16 protein-coding genes are annotated in these 17,346 nt (G+C 63.1%); 2 read left to right on the top strand and 14 right to left on the bottom strand.

Annotation, left to right across the window (positions count from 1 at the left end; all coding sequences use genetic code 11):
* Positions 1–82: 82 nt before the first annotated feature.
* Positions 83–1,168, bottom strand: coding sequence for a PA0069 family radical SAM protein (locus FFS21_RS19470; protein WP_137926423.1), 1,086 nt, complete (start codon positions 1,166–1,168; stop codon positions 83–85).
* Between the two features lie 77 nt (positions 1,169–1,245).
* Positions 1,246–1,761, bottom strand: coding sequence for an Lrp/AsnC ligand binding domain-containing protein (locus FFS21_RS19475; protein ID WP_137926424.1), 516 nt, complete (start codon positions 1,759–1,761; stop codon positions 1,246–1,248).
* Between the two features lie 109 nt (positions 1,762–1,870).
* Between FFS21_RS19475 and FFS21_RS19480 the strand changes: the two genes are divergently transcribed.
* Positions 1,871–3,175: a D-amino acid dehydrogenase gene (locus tag FFS21_RS19480; RefSeq protein ID WP_137926425.1), complete on the top strand. Its 1,305-nt coding sequence runs from the start codon at positions 1,871–1,873 to the stop codon at positions 3,173–3,175.
* A 215-nt stretch (positions 3,176–3,390) separates the two neighbouring features.
* Here FFS21_RS19480 and FFS21_RS19485 read toward each other — a convergent pair whose 3' ends face one another.
* From FFS21_RS19485 to FFS21_RS19515, 7 genes are all read right to left on the bottom strand, one after another.
* The gene (locus tag FFS21_RS19485) at positions 3,391–5,175 is read right to left on the bottom strand and encodes an acyl-CoA dehydrogenase (RefSeq protein ID WP_137926426.1); all 1,785 of its coding nucleotides are present in this window, start codon (positions 5,173–5,175) and stop codon (positions 3,391–3,393) included.
* Between the two features lie 108 nt (positions 5,176–5,283).
* Positions 5,284–6,219, bottom strand: coding sequence for an electron transfer flavoprotein subunit alpha/FixB family protein (locus tag FFS21_RS19490; protein WP_137926427.1), 936 nt, complete (start codon positions 6,217–6,219; stop codon positions 5,284–5,286).
* A gap of 17 nt (positions 6,220–6,236) precedes the next feature.
* A complete protein-coding gene (locus tag FFS21_RS19495; protein WP_137926428.1) occupies positions 6,237–6,986 on the bottom strand; it encodes an electron transfer flavoprotein subunit beta/FixA family protein in 750 nt (249 codons plus the stop codon).
* Between the two features lie 207 nt (positions 6,987–7,193).
* Positions 7,194–7,988: a MetQ/NlpA family ABC transporter substrate-binding protein gene (locus tag FFS21_RS19500; RefSeq protein ID WP_137926429.1), complete on the bottom strand. Its 795-nt coding sequence runs from the start codon at positions 7,986–7,988 to the stop codon at positions 7,194–7,196.
* A gap of 37 nt (positions 7,989–8,025) precedes the next feature.
* Positions 8,026–8,679 (bottom strand): methionine ABC transporter permease, encoded by a 654-nt coding sequence (locus FFS21_RS19505; RefSeq protein ID WP_137926430.1) that lies wholly within the window; start codon positions 8,677–8,679, stop codon positions 8,026–8,028.
* Positions 8,669–9,703: a methionine ABC transporter ATP-binding protein gene (locus FFS21_RS19510; RefSeq protein WP_137926431.1), complete on the bottom strand. Its 1,035-nt coding sequence runs from the start codon at positions 9,701–9,703 to the stop codon at positions 8,669–8,671. The genes FFS21_RS19505 and FFS21_RS19510 overlap by 11 nt, the downstream gene beginning before the upstream one ends.
* 188 nt (positions 9,704–9,891) lie before the next feature.
* Positions 9,892–10,818, bottom strand: coding sequence for a histone deacetylase family protein (locus tag FFS21_RS19515; protein ID WP_137926432.1), 927 nt, complete (start codon positions 10,816–10,818; stop codon positions 9,892–9,894).
* Positions 10,819–10,982: 164 nt separating this feature from the next.
* Between FFS21_RS19515 and mltB the strand changes: the two genes are divergently transcribed.
* Positions 10,983–12,092, top strand: a complete 1,110-nt coding sequence (gene mltB / locus FFS21_RS19520; protein ID WP_137926433.1) for a lytic murein transglycosylase B — start codon at positions 10,983–10,985, stop codon at positions 12,090–12,092.
* Positions 12,093–12,171: 79 nt separating this feature from the next.
* Here the strand turns inward: mltB and cysM are convergent, their stop codons facing one another.
* The 5 genes from cysM to rfaE1 all read right to left on the bottom strand — a co-directional run bounded on the left by cysM (position 12,172) and on the right by rfaE1 (position 17,320).
* Positions 12,172–13,074, bottom strand: coding sequence for a cysteine synthase CysM (gene cysM, locus FFS21_RS19525; protein ID WP_137926434.1), 903 nt, complete (start codon positions 13,072–13,074; stop codon positions 12,172–12,174).
* 72 nt (positions 13,075–13,146) lie between these two features.
* Complete coding sequence (locus FFS21_RS19530) at positions 13,147–14,481, bottom strand: solute carrier family 23 protein (RefSeq protein ID WP_137926435.1); 1,335 nt, start codon at positions 14,479–14,481, stop codon at positions 13,147–13,149.
* Positions 14,482–14,724: 243 nt separating this feature from the next.
* Positions 14,725–15,138, bottom strand: a complete 414-nt coding sequence (locus tag FFS21_RS19535; RefSeq protein WP_137926436.1) for a ComEA family DNA-binding protein — start codon at positions 15,136–15,138, stop codon at positions 14,725–14,727.
* Between the two features lie 223 nt (positions 15,139–15,361).
* Positions 15,362–16,354 carry an ADP-glyceromanno-heptose 6-epimerase gene (gene rfaD, locus FFS21_RS19540; RefSeq protein ID WP_137926437.1) on the bottom strand — a complete coding sequence of 331 codons (993 nt, stop codon included), beginning with the start codon at positions 16,352–16,354 and terminating at the stop codon, positions 15,362–15,364.
* A 24-nt stretch (positions 16,355–16,378) separates the two neighbouring features.
* Positions 16,379–17,320, bottom strand: a complete 942-nt coding sequence (gene rfaE1, locus FFS21_RS19545; protein WP_137926438.1) for a D-glycero-beta-D-manno-heptose-7-phosphate kinase — start codon at positions 17,318–17,320, stop codon at positions 16,379–16,381.
* Positions 17,321–17,346 lie beyond the last annotated feature (26 nt).

Here is a 17,346-nt window from a genome sequence, read left to right on the forward strand (position 1 = left end):
GGGTCATCGCGAGCCACGCACGTACATTCATCTCGGCTATCGCCTTCCGGCATAACGTCCACCCCCGGCATTGGCACCGGGATCAGAACAGGCTCCCTTGCGGGGACGGCGGCACCGGCACACTGAACAGATCGAGTCGCAGCGGGGGGCGCTCCTTGTTGAGACCGAATCGACGGCAGGCTTGTTGGAATCTCTTTTCCACGAGTTCGGCAAAGATGCCCGTGCCGCGCATCCGCTGCCCGAACGTGGAGTCGTTCTGCCGGCCATCGCGGATCTGCTCGATGAGGCTTAGCACATGGCGCTTGCGGCCCGGATAATGCTGCTCGAGCCATTCGACGAAAATATCGCGCACCTCCAGTGGCAACCGCAGCATCACGTAGCCGGCGGACGCAGCGCCAGCCTCGGCGGCGGCTTCGAGGATGCGTTCGATCTCGGTATCGGTCAGCGCCGGAATGATCGGGGCCACCATGACGCCGGTGGGAATGCCCGCGTCGGCCAGTCGCCGGATGCCTTCGAGCCGTCGCGCAGGCGTGTTGGCGCGCGGCTCCAGCCTGCGTGCGATATCGACGGACAACGACGTGACCGAGATGTAGACCCGCGCGAGTCCCTTTTCGGCCATGCGGGCAAGGATGTCGATGTCGCGCGTCACCAGCGCGGACTTCGTCGTGATCGCCACCGGGTGGTTGAATGCTTCGAGTACTTCGAGAACGGAGCGCGCCAGGCCCATCTCCCGCTCGATCGGCTGATAGGGATCAGTATTGGTGCCGATGGCAATGACGGACGGCTGGTAGGACTTCTTCGACAGTTCCTTGCGCAGCAGTTCGGCAGCGTTGGGCTTGGCGAAGAGCCGGGTCTCGAAATCGAGCCCGGGCGACAAGCCCATATAGGCGTGCGTCGGACGGGCAAAGCAGTAGGAGCAGCCATGCTCGCAGCCGCGATAGACGTTGATCGACTGGTCGAAAGGCAAGTCCGGCGACTGGTTGTGCGTGATGATCGACCGGACGGTCTCGATCGTTACCGTGGTGCGGGGCACGGTGCGCTCACCATGGGCTTCGATCTCGCCAGCCAGTCCGTCGAGGTCCACCTCGCGCTGCCAGCCGTCGAAACGGGATTCCACATTGGACGTGGCGCCCCTGCCCTTCTGGGCCTGCGCGCGGTATGAGGGCATGGGATTTCCCCTTGGCGGGACATCAAACGAATACTGTATAAATATACAGTATTCCCCCTGCCACCCAAACCCATTTTTCAGGCCATGCCGGGTCCGCCACCCTCACGGGGCTCCACCAGAATAGCGAGCGTCTCCTTGATCTCCTCCATCACCACGTAGCTCTTGGACTGCGCCGCTCCAGGCAACTGCAGCAGGATATCGCCGAGCAGCCGGCGGTACTCGCCGATCTCGCGGATACGCGCCTTGATCAGGTAATCGAAATCGCCCGAGACCAGGTGGCACTCCAGCACCTCGGGAATGCGCAGCACCTCGCGGCGGAACTGCTCGAACATGTTGCCGGACTTGTTGCCTAGCGAAATCTCCACGAATACCAGCAGCGCGCTGCCGAGCAACGCCGGATTCAGCCGTGCGTAGTAACCCATGATGACCCCGTCACGTTCGAGCCGCTTCACGCGCTCGATGCATGGCGTGATGGTCAGCCCCACCGCCTCGGCGAGGTCTTTCATCGAGATCCGGCCATCGGCCTGAAGTACCTCCAGGATCTTGCGATCCAGCCGGTCCAGTGCCCGTATCGGTTGACGGCTCGTTCTCATGATTTTTTCCTGTTTCCGTAAAAAGTTCAGAAACTATGACTGGATAAAAGTCCATAGTATAGAAGCGAATTCTTAGACAGATTGTTTTTGCAGTACGGAGCCCCCGAAAATGCGCGTTCTTGTTCTTGGCAGTGGCGTGATTGGCGTCACCAGTGCGTGGTATCTGGCCCAAGCCGGTCATGAAGTGACCGTGGTGGACCGCGAAGGTGGCCCTGCGCTGGGTACCAGCTTTGCCAATGCCGGCCAGATCTCGCCGGGCTACGCATCGCCGTGGGCCGCACCGGGCGTGCCGCTGAAGGCCATCAAGTGGATGTTCCAGGAACACGCGCCGCTGAGCATCAAGCCCGATGGCACGCTGTTCCAACTGCAATGGATGTGGCAGATGCTGCAGAACTGCACCGCCGACCGGTATGCGATCAACAAGGAGCGCATGGTACGGCTGGCCGAGTACAGCCGCGACTGCATCCGCTCATTGCGCAACGAGACCGGCATTTCCTACGAAGGCCGCCAGCAAGGCACGCTGCAGGTGTTCCGCACGCAAGCACAGCTTGAAGCGGCAGCGCGGGACATCGCCGTGCTCGAAGAGGCAGGCGTGCCCTACCAATTGCTCTCGCGCGAAGAACTCGGCGCGAGCGAACCGGCGCTTGCCGCGGCGGGTCAGAAGCTGGCTGGCGGCTTGCGTCTACCCAACGACGAAACGGGCGATTGCCAGTTGTTTACCGAGCGGCTGGCGGCCATGGCTGCATCCATTGGCGTGGAGTTCCGCTACAACCAGTCGATCGACGGACTGCTCACCGAAGGTAATGCAGTCACCGGCGCGCTCGTCGGCGGCAAGCCGATGATGGCGGACGCCGTGGTCGTGGCGCTGGGCAGCTGGTCCACCCCGTTCGTGAAGCACGTGCTACCCGGTCTGTCGAACCTGCCCGTGTACCCGCTCAAGGGCTTCTCGATAACGGTGCCGCTCGTCGACGCTGAAAAGAGCCCCGTTTCCACCGTGCTCGACGAAACCTACAAGGTTGCCATCACGCGTTTCGACGACCGCATCCGCGTGGGCGGCATGGCGCAGATCGTCGGGTACGACCGCTCGCTCGACCCCAACAAGCGCCGTACGCTGGAACACGTGGTGACCGACCTGTTCCCCGGCGCCGGCGACGTGAGCCGCGCCACGTTCTGGACCGGCCTGCGCCCGATGACGCCCGACGGCACCCCGGTTGTGGGCCCTGCCGGCATTCGAGGCCTGTGGCTCAACACCGGACACGGCACGCTCGGTTGGACGATGGCTTGCGGTTCGGGACAATTGCTCTCCGACCTGGTCTCGGGCGCGCGTCCGGCGATTCGTGCCGATGACCTGTCGGTGGATCGATATCGGAAGTCGGCGCGCACGCACCATGCGCCGAGGCCGGTGACGGCGTAAAAAAGGCGACCCGAGGGTCGCCTTTTTTGTTTCCTGCTGCTTGCTCCCCTCTCCCGCTCTGTTTTTGCTCCCCTCTCCCGCAAGGCGGGAGAGGGGTTGGGGGAGAGGGCCGGAGGTTCTGCTTGCCGATCACGTCGCAATTTGAACGGCTTGCCCTCTCCCCTGCCCCTCTCCCAGAGGGAGAGGGGAAAAAACCAAGAGGGCAAACTAGCGCCTCAAAACTGCTCCGCCCCCAGCGCATTCACCGCGTCCGCACCCGCCACAATCCCCGCGCGCAACGAGCTCGCCTGCGACAGGATGTGTTCGCCGAAGAAATGTGCCGTGGCGATCTTCGCCTCGTAGAACGCCGGGTCTTCCGAGCGCTTCGCATCGGCCGCCAGCATGGCACGGCCGAACTGCCAGCCCGAGAACACAATGCCGCAAAGCTTCAGGTACGGCACGCTGCCGGCGAACACCGCATTGGGGTTGCTCTTGGCGTTGTCCACCACAAACTGCACCACGGCTTCCAGTGCCTCACGGCCCTGCTTGAGCTGCGCCGACACTGCCTTGAAGGCTACGCCCCCGTGCAGGGCAAGCGCCGCCTCGGTCTCGGCGATCTGCGCGCAGAGATTGCGCGCCACCGCGCCGCCATCGCGCACGGTCTTGCGGCCAACCAGGTCGTTGGCCTGAATGGCCGTCGTGCCTTCATAGATCGGCAGGATGCGTGCATCGCGATAGTGCTGCGCGGCGCCCGTTTCCTCGATGAAGCCCATGCCGCCGTGAACCTGCACACCCAGGCTCGTCACGTCGATCGACAGCTCGGTGCTCCAGCCCTTCACGATCGGCACCAGGAACTCGTAGAGCGCCATGTTCTGCTTTCGCACGGCCTCGTCCGGATGCTGGTGCGCCACGTCGCTGGCAGCCGCTGCGAAATAGGCCACGGCGCGGGCGCCTTCGATCAGTCCGCGCATCGTCATCAACATGCGCTTGACGTCGGGATGATGGATGATCGTCACGGCCTCGCGCGCCGAGCCATCCACTGGGCGGCTTTGCACACGATCCTTCGCGTAGGCCACAGCCTGCTGGTACGCACGCTCGGACACGGCAATGCCCTGCATGCCCACCGAGAAGCGGGCCGAATTCATCATGATGAACATGTACTCGAGGCCGCGGTTCTCCTCGCCCACCAGCGTGCCGATGGCCCCGCCGTGGTCGCCGAATTGCAGCACCGCAGTGGGGCTGGCCTTGATGCCGAGCTTGTGCTCGATCGACACGCACTGCACGTCGTTGCGCTCGCCCAGCGAGCCATCGGCATTGACAAGGTATTTCGGCACGGTGAACAGCGAGATACCCTTCACGCCTTCCGGTGCATTGGGCGTGCGCGCGAGCACCAGATGGACGATGTTCTTCGCCATGTCGTGTTCGCCATAGGTGATGAAGATCTTCGTGCCGAAGATCTTGAACGTGCCGTCACCCTGCGGTTCGGCACGCGTGCGCACCGCAGCCAGGTCCGAACCGGCCTGCGGCTCGGTCAGGTTCATCGTGCCCGTCCACTCGCCCGAGATCAGCTTCGGCAGGTAGGCCTGCTTCTGCGCGTCCGTGCCGGCCGTCAGCAGCGCCTCGATGGCGCCATCGGTCAGCAGCGGGCACAGCGCGAACGACAGGTTCGCGGCGTTGAGCATCTCGTTGCACGGCGTCGCCACGAGCTTGGGCAGGCCCTGCCCGCCGAAGTCAGCCGGGTGCAGCACGCCCTGCCAGCCACCTTCGCCAAACTGGCGGAACGCATCCTTGAAGCCCGGCGTGGTCGTCACGACACCGTCTTTCCAGCTGCTCGGGTCGATGTCACCGGCACGGTTCAGCGGCGCCACGACTTCCTCGTTGAAGCGCGCGGCTTCCTCGAGAATGGCTTGCGCGGTATCGGGGGTAGCGTCCTCATAGCCAGGCAACTGGCTCAGTTGCGCGAGGCCAGCCAGTTCGTTCATGGCGAACAGCATGTCCTTGAGCGGTGCGCGATAAGTCATCGACGTCTCCTGTCTTTGTAAAAAAGCCGCTCGCGGGAAATACCCGGAACGGCTTCTTGTTCTTCTATACGGGCCGGCTCACCAAGGGGGAACCGGCCGGGCGGGCGATCAGCCCAGTGCGGCTACCAGTTCCGGCACCACGGTGTTCAGGTCACCAACCAGGCCGTAGTCCGCCACCGAGAAAATCGGGGCTTCCGCGTCCTTGTTGATCGCGACGATCACCTTGGAGTCCTTCATACCGGCCAAGTGCTGGATCGCGCCCGAGATACCGACGGCGATGTACAGCTGCGGAGCAACGATCTTGCCCGTCTGACCGACCTGGTAGTCGTTCGGCACGAAGCCGGCATCGACTGCCGCACGCGAGGCGCCCATTGCTGCGCCGAGCTTGTCGGCCAGCGGGGTCAGCACCTTCGTGTAGTTCTCGCCCGAACCCACGCCACGGCCACCGGACACGATGATCTTGGCAGCGGTCAGTTCCGGACGGTCGCTCTTGGTCACTTCACGCGACACGAATTGCGAGATGCCCGCGTCGGCCACGGCCGGCAGCGTTTCCACGCTGGCCGAGCCACCTTCGGCGGCAGCCGGGTCGAACGCCGTGCCACGCACGGTGATGACCTTGATCTTGTCGGCCGACTTCACCGTGGCAATCGCGTTGCCGGCGTAGATCGGACGCTCGAACGTGTCAGCGGCATCCACCTTGGTGATGTCCGACAGTTGAGCCACGTCCAGCTTGGCGGCCACGCGCGGCAGGATGTTCTTGCCCGATGCGGTGGCCGGCGCCAGGATGTGCGAGTAATCGTTGGCGATGGCCAGGATCTGGTCGCCCACGTTTTCGGCAAGCTGGTCAGCAAAGTACGGTGCATCGGCCAGCAGGACCTTCGACACGCCCGCGATCTTCGCGGCGGCATCGGCAGCGGCCTTGGCATTCGAGCCAGCCACCAGCACGTGGACATCGCCACCGCACTGGGTGGCTGCCGTCACGGCATTCAGCGTGGCGGCCTTGATCGATTGGTTGTCGTGTTCAGCAATGACAAGTGCAGTCATGTTTTATCTCCGCGCGCTCAGATGACCTTGGCTTCAGACTTCAGCTTCTGCACCAGCGTGGCCACATCCGGGACCATCTGGCCAGCGCTGCGCTTGGCCGGTTCAACGACCTTCACGGTCGACAGACGCGGCTTCACGTCCACACCGAGATCTTCCGGCTTGACGGTATCGAGCTGCTTCTTCTTGGCCTTCATGATGTTCGGCAGCGTCACGTAACGCGGCTCGTTCAGGCGCAGGTCGGTGGTCACCACCGCCGGCAGCTTCACCGACAGCGTTTCCAGACCGCCATCCACTTCACGCGTCACCGATGCCTTGCCATCCGCCACCACGACCTTCGAGGCGAAGGTGGCTTGCGGCAGGCCAGCCAGCGCGGCCAGCATCTGGCCGGTCTGGTTCGAATCATCGTCGATGGCCTGCTTGCCGAGGATCACCAGTTGCGGTTGTTCCTTGTCCACCAGTGCCTTGAGCAGCTTGGCCACGGCCAGCGGCTGCAGGTCTTCGGTGGTTTCCACCAGGATGCCGCGATCGGCACCGATGGCCATCGCGGTACGCAGCGTTTCCTGGCATTGCGCCACGCCGCACGATACGGCGATCACTTCCGTGACGACGCCGGCTTCCTTGAGGCGCACGGCCTCTTCCACGGCGATTTCGTCGAACGGGTTCATGCTCATCTTGACGTTGGCCAGGTCGACACCCGAACCATCCGACTTCACACGGACCTTGACGTTGTAGTCCACCACCCGCTTGACTGCGACGAGTACTTTCATGCGCTCACTCCACTGATAGCTGATAGTCCAAAGTTTTGAATCGCTCGCCATTATAACCACCGGGGTGGCGGCGCTTTTGATTTTCGAACGATCGTACTATTTTATAGACAAAGAATTGCCGGGCATAGCCGGCAATTCGAAAAATCCGTGCTCATTGTGCCGCAGGATGCCCTGCAGGCACAGTGTATGGATGAAAACCCCTAGAACTTACCAGGCCGTAATCACCGATTCCTTGAACGTCGTCTGCACGTACTGCTTGATTTCCGGCGAGTGATACGCCTTCACGAGCTTGGCCACCCACGGCTTGTTCTTGTCGGCTTCGCGGATGGCGATCAGGTTCGCGTACGGACCCTTCGGGCCTTCCGTGGCGATGGCATCGCGCGTGGGCGACAAGCCAGCCGATTCCGCGTAGTTGCCATTGATGGCAGCGGCGTCGAGATCGTCCAGCGAGCGCGGCAGTTGGGCAGCGTCCAGTTCCACGATCTTGATCTTCTTCGGGTTCTCGACGATATCCAGCGGCGTGGCCTTCAGGCCCGCATCCGGACGCAGCTTGATCAGGCCCTTGGCCTGCAGCAGCAGCAGGCCACGGCCACCGTTGGTGGGATCGTTCGGCACGCCAACGCGGGCGCCCTGCTTGATCTGGTCGAGCGACTTGATCTTCTTCGAGTAGACGCCCATCGGGAACGTCACCGTGAAAGCGATATGCGTGAACTTGTAGCCGCGATCCTTGATCTGCGCTTCAAGGTACGGCAGGTGCTGGTAGCTGTTGGCGTCGAGGTCGCCAGCGGCCAGCGCGGCGTTCGGCTGAACGTAGTCGCTGAACTCGACAAGCTGGATGTTCAGGCCATCCTTGGCTGCCACCTTCTTCACCTGCTCCATGATCTGCGCGTGCGGGCCGCCCGTCACGCCGATCTTGATCGGCTTGTCCTGCGCGAACACGCCAGCCGATACCGTCAAACCCAGCGCCACCACGGCGCCCTTCAGCACATTACGACGTTGCATCTCGATTTACCCTGTTTTCCCTGTTGAAACTTGCGAATCAGCGATGGCTGATCCGGCGCACCAGCCAGTCGCCAAAGCTCTGCACAGCCTGTACGAACACGATCAGGACCAGCACCACGGCGACCATGATCTCGGTCTCGTAACGCTGGTAGCCGTAGCGAATGCCGAGGTCGCCCAGACCACCGCCGCCCACCGCACCCGCCATGGCCGAATAACCCACCAGACTCACGAACGTGATGGTCAGGCCCGCGACGATACCGGGCATGGCCTCGGGCAGCAGCACCTTCCAGACGATCTGCCGTGTCGTGGCGCCCATCGACTGCGCTGCTTCCACGAGGCCCTTGTCCACTTCGCGCAGTGCCGCTTCCACCAGCCGCCCGATGAACGGCACGGCCGCAATGGTCAGCGGCACGATAGCCGCCGTGGTGCCGATCGACGTACCGACGAGGAATCGCGTCAGTGGAATCACCAGCACCAGCAGGATGATGAACGGAATCGAGCGCACCGCGTTGACGACCACACCGATCGTGCGGTTGAAGAACAGGTTCGACACCACACCACCGTTGTTCGTCAGGTGCAGTAACACACCGAGCGGCACGCCGAGCAATGCGCCAACCACGCCGGAAATGCCCACCATCAGCAGCGTCTGATTGAACGAAGACAGGAACATATCGAGCAGTTCAGACGACATGATCGATCTCCTCTACAACGACGCCCTGGTTCTGCAGATACTCCATGGCCGCGCGCACGCTGGCCGGGTCGCCCGTGGCCATGATCGCCAGCGAGCCGAATGCCTGGCCCTGGATCTCGTCGATATGGCCATGCAGGATGTTGAAGTCGAGGCCGTGCTGGCGGATCGCCTGCGCCAGCACGGGCTGGTCAACGTTATCGCCCGTGAAGGCCAGGCGATACACGTGGTCACGGCCATTGCCGAGCCGGCTTTCCACGCGCTTGAGCACGCTGACCGGCAGTTCCTGCGCGATGACGTCGCCGATCATGGCACGCGTCACCTCGTGCTGCGGACGCAGGAACACGTCGATCACGCGGCCTGTCTCCACGACCTGCCCCGCTTCGAGCACGGCCACGCGGTCACAGACCTGCTTGATGACTTCCATCTGGTGCGTGATCATCACGATGGTCAGGCCCAGCTCCTTGTTGATCCGCTTGAGCAGTTCGAGGATCGAGCGCGTGGTCTCCGGATCGAGCGCCGATGTGGCTTCGTCCGACAGCAGCACCTTGGGCTTGCTGGCCAGCGCACGCGCAATGCCCACGCGCTGCTTCTGGCCGCCGCTGATCTGTGCCGGATAGCGGTCGCGCAATACTGACAGTCCCACGAGTTCAAGCAGGGGCTCCACCGTGGTGGCGATCTCCTGCTTCGACTTGCCCGCCAACTCCAGCGGCAACGCCACGTTGTCGTAGACGGTGCGCGAGGACAGCAGGTTGAAATGCTGGAAGATCATGCCGATCTCGCGGCGCGCCTCGCGCAGCGCGGACTTGCCCAGTGCGGTCAGGTCCTGGCCGGCCACGATTACGCGGCCACCGGAGGGCCGGTTCAGCAGGTTGATGGCACGCACCAGCGTGCTCTTGCCGGCGCCGCTTCGGCCGATGATGCCGAAGATCTCGCCGGATGCGATGGATAGGCTGACGTCACGCAGCGCATGCACTTCCCCCGACCCGCCGGGGAATCGCTGCGACAGCCCTTGCAATTCGATCATTGGAAAACGAAAAAACGGCAACAGCGCGGGGTCTCCTGCGTTGTTGCCGTAGATATTTTTATGAAGCCCGCATTTTATGCGATCCGCTTCATACCTCAAACGAGATTTTTTCGATGGCGTTATGCATTGGCGTCATATAGACGCGGTGAAAATGCTGCAAAAGTCATTTAAGACCGATTGAGCGGAAACTACGCCTCCATCAGTACCTTGATATGTGCAAACACGCTGCGCGCCAGTGCACTCAGGTTGTAGCCGCCTTCCAGACAACTGACGATGCGGCCCCTTGCATGGGTCTTGGCCACTTGAACGAGTTGCTCGGTGATCCAGGCGTAGTCCTGTTCCACCAACCCCATCTGGCCGAGGTCGTCCTCGCGGTGCGCATCGAAACCCGCCGAGATGAACAGCATCTCGGGCTTGAACTCGTTCAGGCGCGGCAGCCAGATCGTCTCGACAACCTCGCGCACGGCCATGCCGTTCGTGTAAGCCGGCAGCGGAATATTCGACATGTTTGCCGCGAAATGCTCGGTGCCGCTGTACGGATAGAACGGGTGCTGGAAAAAGCTGCACATCATGACGCGCGGCTCGTCGAGGAAGGCCGATTCCGTACCGTTGCCATGATGGACATCGAAGTCGATCACTGCCACGCGCGCCAGACCGTGTGCCGCCAGCGCGTGGCGCGCGGCAATCGCCACGTTGTTGAAGAAGCAGAAACCCATCGCGCGATCCGGTTCGGCGTGGTGGCCAGGCGGGCGCACGCAGCAGAAAGCGTTCTCGATCTCTCCTGTGATCACTGCGTCGGTAGCGGCCACGGCCGCCCCCGCCGCGTGGGTGGCAGCCGCCAGCGTATGGCGGTTCATCGAGGTATCGGGATCGATGGGATAGTAGCTCCCCGCTGACGGGATGTTCGCCGTCAGGCTGGCCACGTAGTCGGGCCGGTGCACACGTTCGATCTGGTCTTCGGTGGCGGCCGGGGCATCGCGCCGGTCGAGCAAGCCGTCCATCCCATGGGAAATCAGATGGTCTTCGATGGCCTGCAGCCGTTCCGGGCACTCGGGGTGGAAATGCCCCATCTCGTGCAACAGGAACGACGGATGCGTGTAATAGCCCGTTGGCATTTTCGTTTGCGGGTCAAGTTTGTCTCCAGACGTTACGTTAGCACAGGACGTGCCGGGTCTTTCGCGGATGCCCGAGCGCCACTGAGCCCCGCTTCCAAGGCCGGGGCCGTCGGACTTCGCATGTATCGCATCCGCTATACTCGGTCCGACTTGCAAAGGACAACATGACCGACCAACAGCGCTCCCTGCGCCGCCCCCTGCTGGGCGCCGCACTCACCGCTGCCGCATTGGGCCTGTGCGGCGTTTCTCCCAAGCTGCTTGCCGCTGGCAAGCGTCGCGTGAGCAGTACCCGGGAAGAGGAAATCGAACCGGGCCGCTATCAGAACCATCCCCAGGCACGGGCGTTCATCGACGATATGGTGGCGCGCAACAACTTCCCGCGCGCCGAGCTTGAATCGTATTTCAGCCAGGCCGTGTTCTCGGCCACCGTGGCGCGGCTGATCATGCCGCCGACAACTCCCGGCAAGAAAAGCTGGCGCGCCTATCGCTCACGCTTCATCGAACCGATCCGGATCAATGCCGGTGTGCGCTTCTGGCAGCAGAACCGCGAAACACTGCGCCGCGCCGAAGCCGAATTTGGCGTGCCGGCGTCGGTGATCGTCGGCATCATCGGCGTCGAGACGATCTACGGCCGGGACATGGGAACGTTCCGCGTGATCGACTCCTTGTCGACGCTAGCCTTCGATTACCCGGACACCCCGAACCGCGCCGCCCGCACCCAGTTGTTCCGCAACCAGCTGGCCGACTACCTGCTCTGGTGCCGCGAGACGAAGACTGACGTGTTCTCGGTGCTCGGTTCCTATGCCGGCGCGGTGGGCATTCCGCAGTTCATGCCGACGAGTCTGCGCGAGTACGCCGTGGACTATGACGGCGACCGCCATGTCGACCTGCGCAACAGCCCCACCGATGCCATCGGTAGTGTCGGACGTTTCCTGCAACTGCATGGATGGGAAGCGAACCGCCCCGTGGCCTGGCGCATCGCCAGCGATGCGGGCAGCCTGGGCGTTGCCGCAGCCGCCGCTGACGGTGAACCCTGGCCGACGCGCACACTGAACCAGCTCACGCGTGCGGGACTGCGTGTGGACGAGCCGATCGACACACAGCGCGAAGGCGAAACCGGCGTGCTCGTGGTGGACCTGCCCACGCCAGACCAGCCCGTCGAGTACATGATCGGGCTGCGCAACTTCTATGTGCTGACGCGCTACAACCGCAGCTTCTTCTATGCGCTGGCGGTGTACCAGCTGGGAGAGGCGGTGAAGGCAGCGATGGGGTGAGGCGCCTGTTGTTGGCGTGGTTTTCTCCCCTCTCCCGCAAGGCGGGAGAGGGGAGAAAAACAGAGGGATCGCTACCGACTCAAGCCGGAAACACGCCCGTCGACAGATACCGATCCCCGCGGTCGCAGACCACGAATACGATCGTCGCGTTCTCTACTTCTTCGGCGACGCGCAGGGCCACGCACAGTGCGCCAGCGGCCGAGATGCCGCAGAAGATGCCTTCCTCGCGGGCCATGCGGCGGGCCATATGTTCGGCATCGGCCTGCGTCACCGGCTCCTGGCGATCGACGAACTTCGGGTCATAGATTTTCGGCAGATACGCTTCCGGCCATTTACGAATGCCTGGAATGCGCGAACCCTCGGCCGGCTGGGCGCCGACGATCTGGATTGCGGGGTTCTTTTCCTTCAGATAGCGCGACACACCCGTGATGGTGCCGGTCGTGCCCATGGCCGAGACGAAGTGCGTGATGCGGCCTTCGGTATCGCGCCACAGCTCGGGCCCCGTCGTCTCGTAGTGCGCCAGCGGATTGTCCGGATTGGCGAACTGGTCGAGGATGACACCCTTGCCTTCGCGCTCCATGGCATCCGCCAGGTCGCGTGCGTACTCCATACCGCCCTTCACCGGGGTCAGAATGATCTCGGCACCATACGCCGCCATGCTCTGGCGGCGCTCAAGGCTCAGGTCCTCGGGCATGATCAGGATCATGCGGTAGCCACGCACCGCTGCGGCCATGGCCAGCGCAATGCCGGTATTGCCCGACGTGGCCTCGATCAGCGTATCGCCCGGCTTGATGCGGCCGCGCTCTTCTGCTCGGCGGATCATCGACAGTGCGGGACGGTCCTTGACCGACCCGGCGGGATTGTTTCCCTCGAGCTTGCCAAGGATCACGTTGCCGCGCGCTTCGATGGCAGCGCCGGGAATGCGCTGCAGTCTCACCAGCGGCGTGTTGCCGATGGTGTCTTCAATCGTTTTATAGGCCATGGTGCGGGGTCGCTCAGATTTTCGTCGGCCATTGTAATGCACCCACCTTACCCGCACCGGTGGCCGGGACTTTCAGTGCGTCAGCCCTTGCTCTTCCTCACGGCCCTTGCCGAGCAGATGGTAGAGCAGGATCGCACCAAACGTCGCAGTCCCGATGCCCCCCAGCGTCATGCCGCCCAGCTTCAGCGTCAGGTCACCGGCGGCCACCGTCAACGTCGCACCCACCGTGATCAGGTTGCGCGAACTCGAGAAATCGACGTGGTTCTGCACCCAGATCCGGCCGGCCGTTGCCGAGATCAGACCGAAGACGACGATGGTCAGGCCACCGATCACCGGACCGGGAATCGTCAGGATCAATGCGCCGAACTTCGGCGAGAAACCGAGCAGGATTGCCACGGCAGCAGCCACCACGAAGATCAGCGTCGAGTAGATCTTCGTCACAGCCATCACGCCCATGTTCTCGGCGTAGGTGGTCACACCCGTGCCGCCACCCGACGCGGACAGCATCGTGGCCACGCCATCACCAATGAACGCGCGGCCGATGTACGGGTCAAGATTGCGACCCGTCATCACGCCAATAGCCTTGATGTGCCCGAGGTTCTCCGCGACCAGCACGATGGCCACCGGCGCGATCAGCAGCATCGCATTGAACTCGAAGACCGGCGTCGTGAATTCAGGCATGCCAAACCAGCTGGCCGCCACCACGCCCGAGAAATCGATCGCCTTGCCCATACCCATCAGGTTAGTGGCAACAAAGTAGGCAAGATAGCCAGCCAGGCCGCCCAGCAGGACCGGCAATCGCCCCAGCATACCCGGCGCACGGACCGCGATGAGGCCCACGGCGAGCACTGTCAGCAGCCCCACCCATGTGTCGAGCGGCGCGCCACTGACGGCCTTGACCGCTACCGGTGCGAGGTTCAGCCCGATGGCAGCGACGATTGCGCCAGTGACCACGGGCGGCATGAGCTTTTCGACCCACGCATAGCCCACGGCCTGCACCACAAGTCCGATCACCGTATAGAGCGCACCGGCCGCGATGATGCCGCCGAGCGCCACGGGAATATTCGGATTGGGGCCGCTACCGCCGTAGCCGGTGGCAGCGATCACCACGGCAATGAATGCGAAGCTCGAACCGAGGTAGCTCGGTACGCGCCCGCGCACGCACAGGAAGAACAGCAAGGTACCGATGCCCGAGAACAGGATCGCGATGTTGGGATGGAATCCCATCAGGATCGGCGCGATGGCCGTGGAGCCGAACATCGCCACCACGTGCTGGATGCCCGCCAGCAGCGTCTGTCCGGCCGGCAGGCGTTCATCGGGGCCGATCACGCCCGTGGTCTTGAGCCGCCATTTCGGCAGGAAACCCTCGTCATGATTGCTGTCGGTACTGTCCTGGCCATTCGCCATATTGTTCTCTCCCTGTCAGCGGTATGCCTGTTTGTTGGAATGTGTCGACGCGCGTATAGCGTCCTGGTGCAGCAGGTGACGGCATGCACCTGCACGCTTTCTCAGCGATGCGGATGATACCGCGCACCCCGAACCGTGCAAATCGGCACGGCCGGCGCACGAATGCCAGCCAAGCACAACGCATACCAGCCGCAACCTGTTGACGCCGGACAGGGCCACCGGGAGAGGCAGCCCCGCCGCGGGTCAGCGCGTCGCTGCAGGCTTCTGGCTGGATGCCTGAGCTGACTTCGCTACCGGACGGGCATCCTTGCGCGTCGCCTTGGGCGCCGCTGCAGGTTTACCAAAGGTCAACCCCGAAGCTTCAAGATTGGCAGCCGACTTCGATCCCACGCCCGGCACACGATCGGCCAGATCGGCAGCGTCCTGGAATGCACCATGTTTGTCACGTTCGTCGAGGATGCGCTTGGCCGTGGCCGGTCCGATTCCCTTGAGCGCGGTAAGCGCGGCCTCGTCTGCCGTATTGACGTCGACATTGGCGTAAGCGGGACCCATGCCGAGCAGGGCCACTGCCATGCCGAGCGCCACGGCCACATCGCGCCAGCCGTCGCGGACGGCATGGAACGCTTTCGAGAGGGAATGTACGAGGATCTTGTGCATCAGGAACTCCTTTCCTTTTTCGTTGACCCGCCGTCGGATGGCAGCAGGGAAGGTCAGGATAGGTTTCCGAATGGACCTCAGAAACGGCCGGACACACAAGTTCACGACTTCCGCGCGCTTATGTGTCCGCACTGCAATGGGAGCGTTGCACTCCCAAATTCCTACGAGGTTTGCGCGCCATCAGCGTCGCACGCAAACCACATCAAAAACAACATCCGACGGGTCAGCTACGTTCCATCAACCACTTGCAGTAACGCTCCACGCCTTCCTGCACCGTGAGGAACGGTGCGTCGTAGCCGGCGGCGCGCAAGCGCGACACATCGGATTGCGTGAAGCACTGGTACTTGCCGCGCAGCGCATCGGGAAACTTCACGTACTCGACCAGCCCTTCCTGCACCATCTCGTCGAGCGAGAGCGGCGGCTTGTCGTCCGCCTCGCGCAGCGCGTTGACCACCGACACCGCGATATCGTTGAACGGCTGCGACCGGCCTGTCCCGAGGTTGAAGATGCCGGACTTGCCCGGGTGATCGAGGAAGTACAGGTTGACCCTGACCACATCCTCCACCGACACGAAGTCGCGGCTCTGCGTACCCGGCGCGTAGCCGTTGTACTCGCCGAACAGCTTCACGGTGCCCTCGGCACGGAACTGGTTGAAGTGGTGGAACGCCACCGACGCCATGCGGCCCTTGTGATACTCGCGCGGGCCATAGACATTGAAATATCGGAAGCCTACGATCTGCGACAGCGCGGTGGGCAGGCGACGACGCACCACCTGGTCGAACAGGAACTTCGAGTAACCGTAGACGTTCAGCGGCTTCTCGTAGTCGCGGTCTTCGCGGAACATGGTCGAAGCGCCATAGGTGGCCGCCGAGGACGCGTACAGGAACTGCGTGCCCTGTTCCAGGCACGCCTCCATCAGCGCCAGCGTATAGCGGTAGTTGTTCTCCATCATGTAGCGGCCGTCGGTCTCCATGGTGTCGGAGCACGCGCCTTCATGAAACACCGCGCGGACCTTGCCGAACTCACCACGCTTGAAGCGCTCGACGAACTCGGTCTTGTCCAGGTAATCGGCAATCTCGCAATCCACGAGGTTGTTGAATTTCTCGGCACGCGTCAGGTTATCCACGGCAACGATGTCGGTCTCGCCGCGATCGTTGAGGCCCTTGACGATGTTGCTGCCGATAAAGCCGGCAGCGCCGGTCACGATGATGGTCATGGCGGATTCTAGCTAGGGCGCGCTTCAGGCGCCGAACAATTCGGAATAACTGACAACAGCGGTGCCGAGCTTGCCGACGACGATGGCACCGGCGCGGTTGGCGTGCTGCACCGCTTCCTTGAGCGGCACACCGGCGCCGAGCATCGTGGCCAGCGTGGCGATCACCGTATCGCCGGCCCCCGATACATCATAGACTTCGCGGGCCTGGGCCGAGACGTGGAGTACTTCCGCTTCGGTGTAGAGCGTCATGCCCTCTTCCGAGCGCGTCAGCAGCAACGCCTCCAGATGCAGGTCGCGGCGCAGGTTCTGGGCGCGGATCGTCAGGTCCGCTTCGGTCTTCCAGGCGCCCACTACGGCACGCATTTCGGAACGGTTCGGTGTGATCAGCGTGGCGCCGCGATAGCGCGAGTAGTCATCGCCCTTCGGATCGATCAGCACGGTCCGGCCAGCGGCGCGCCCCGCCTCGACCATGCGGCCGACGTGCGTCAGCCCGCCCTTGCCGTAGTCGGACAGCACCAGTACCTGATAGTCCTTCACTAGTGCGTTATACCGATCCTGTACCGATGCCAGCACTTCGCTGGCCGGCGCGTTCTCGAAATCGACGCGCAGCAGTTGCTGCTGGTGCGCCATCACGCGCAGCTTGATCGTCGTGCTCAGCGACCGGTCGTGATGCAGGTATGGTTGCACATGGCTGGCCGCCAGCAGGGCCTCAAGCGTGCGGCCGGGTTCGTCGTCGCCGACCACGCCCAGCATGCCAACTCGTGCACCCAGCGCCGCGGCATTGCGCGCCACGTTGGCGGCACCGCCCAGTCGTTCGTCGCTGCGCTTGATCTGCACCACGGGGACTGGCGCCTCGGGCGAGATGCGCTCGACATCGCCAAACCAGTAGCGGTCCAGCATCATGTCGCCCACCACCAGCACCTGGGCCTTCTGGATCTGTTCCTGCGGAATGATGTTCTTGCTCATGAACTGTCCTTTGCGACACGCCTCGC

This window comes from Cupriavidus sp. 2SB (assembly GCF_005503625.1).
Lineage (GTDB): Bacteria > Pseudomonadota > Gammaproteobacteria > Burkholderiales > Burkholderiaceae > Cupriavidus.